Source organism: Kitasatospora sp. NPDC093806 (genome assembly GCF_040683335.1).
Taxonomy (GTDB): domain Bacteria; phylum Actinomycetota; class Actinomycetes; order Streptomycetales; family Streptomycetaceae; genus Kitasatospora.
In genome coordinates, this window is record NZ_JBFBDO010000122.1 from 20,351 (window position 1) to 22,074 (window position 1,724).

The 1,724-nt window shown below is 77.8% G+C and carries 1 protein-coding gene; it reads right to left on the reverse strand.

Features of this window, described 5'->3' with window-relative positions; genetic code table 11:
* Positions 1–58: 58 nt before the first annotated feature.
* Positions 59–1,261, reverse strand: a complete 1,203-nt coding sequence (locus AB0N76_RS34410) for a phosphotransferase (protein WP_363564040.1) — start codon at positions 1,259–1,261, stop codon at positions 59–61.
* Positions 1,262–1,724 lie beyond the last annotated feature (463 nt).

Consider the following 1,724-nt stretch of genomic DNA (forward strand, 5'->3'; position numbering starts at 1 on the left):
GGACCGCCGGCGGCGCCCCGCCCGGGGGGCCGCCCCCCCCCACGGCACCCGGGGCGGGTCAGCCCGCGACCTCCAGCGCGCGCCGGATCTCGGACGCCGGGTCGCCTTCGTGGTAGGGGCGTTCGCTGTCCTCGATGTGGTCCAGGAACTCCTGGTACCGCAGCGCGTAGCCGAGGTGGAACAGCGGCTCGGCCAGCTCCAGCGCGCGCTCCGGCGCGCAGCCGGGGACGTGCGCCCGCCAGGCCCGCGCCCACTCCCCGGCCAGCTGCGTCCACCGCTCGGCGTCGACGAACGCGCGCGGCCGCAGCCCGTCCATCGCCGGGTGTCCGAGGCAGGTGTCGGCGTAGTCGACGACCACCGGCGGCGTGCCGTCGGAGCGCCAGTTACCGGGGTGGAAGTCCCCGTGGACGACCGTCTCCGGCAGCCCGCAGGCGGCCAACTCCTCGACCAGCGCGGGCAGTCGCTCCACCAGCGCCCGGGCGGCGGCCAACTCCTCGGCGGTCAGGCCGGACCCGGCGGCCGGGGTCGTCCCGGCGGCGGCGTCCTTGCCGGGGTCCGCGTCGGCGGCGGCGTCCGCATCGACACTCGCGGCCGACTCGGCGGCCAGCCGGTCCAGCAGCCCGCCCACCGCGGCGGCCACCGCACGCGGGGTGCGGTCGCGCAGACCGGCCGCGGCGGCCCGGCCGTCGGCGGCGAGGGTGGCCTGGACGGCGACCAGTCGCGGCACCACGCCGGCCACCTCCTCCGCGGACGGGCCCCAGCAGTCCTCGCCGGGCACCTCGTCGAGGAGCAGCAGCCCGCGCCCGGCGTCGGCGGCGAGGACCGGCGGAACCAGGGCCGGGTCCACCGCGCCGAACAGCGCGATCGCCTCCCCCTCTCGGGAGTTGAACGCCGGGTTGATCACCTTCAGCCAGGTCGGGCCGGCGGCGGTCGGCAGCCGGAACAGCCCGGACAGGTTCCACGTCCGGACCTGCTCGACCGGGCCGCCGAGCGGCCGGCCGGCCGCCGCCAGTGCCCGCTCCGCCCATTCCACCGCGGCGCGCAGCCCGTCCGGCGTGGCCCAGTCGGCCCGCCGCTCGGCCGGGCCGAGCAGCGCGGCGACCTCCGGGCCGGCCTCGCGCGGGAGCAGCGCGGTCGGCCGTTCCAGCGCCTCGACGTGGTACACCGTGTGCCCGCCGTGGCCGCCCTCCCCGCCGGTCACCGAGACCAGCCGGACCACCATCACCGGTACCCCGGCCTCCACCGAGACGCGCTCGGTCACCGGCCCGACCGAGGACCACCACCCCTCTCCCACTCCGAAGGGCCCCAGCGGGCCCAGGTATTCGCCGTCATGAGTGAGATGGACGCTGACCGTCCGACCGTTTCCTTGATCCACTCGCGCAGGATGCCGTACCCGCCCGGCCCGCGCGAGTGAATTTCCCGCGGCTTCCCCAGCACCCGGACGAACGGGCCGGGTCGGGCCGGGCGGGGGCCGGAAAAAAATCGGTGGCGCGCACCGTGACGCAGCGGGATGATCCGGACTGTACGGACACCGCCGACCCCTACTCGCGTTCCACCTGCCCCGGAAGGGGGCCGCGATGACCCCGCCCACCACCGAGCCGACCGGCCCCGAGCCGGGCGATCCCGGGCCGACCGGGCCGCCGCCGGAGGTCCGCACCGCCGCCGGGGCGGTGCGCGGCGAACGGGATGCCGCGGAAGACGGCCACGCCGGCCTCCCGGCTGCC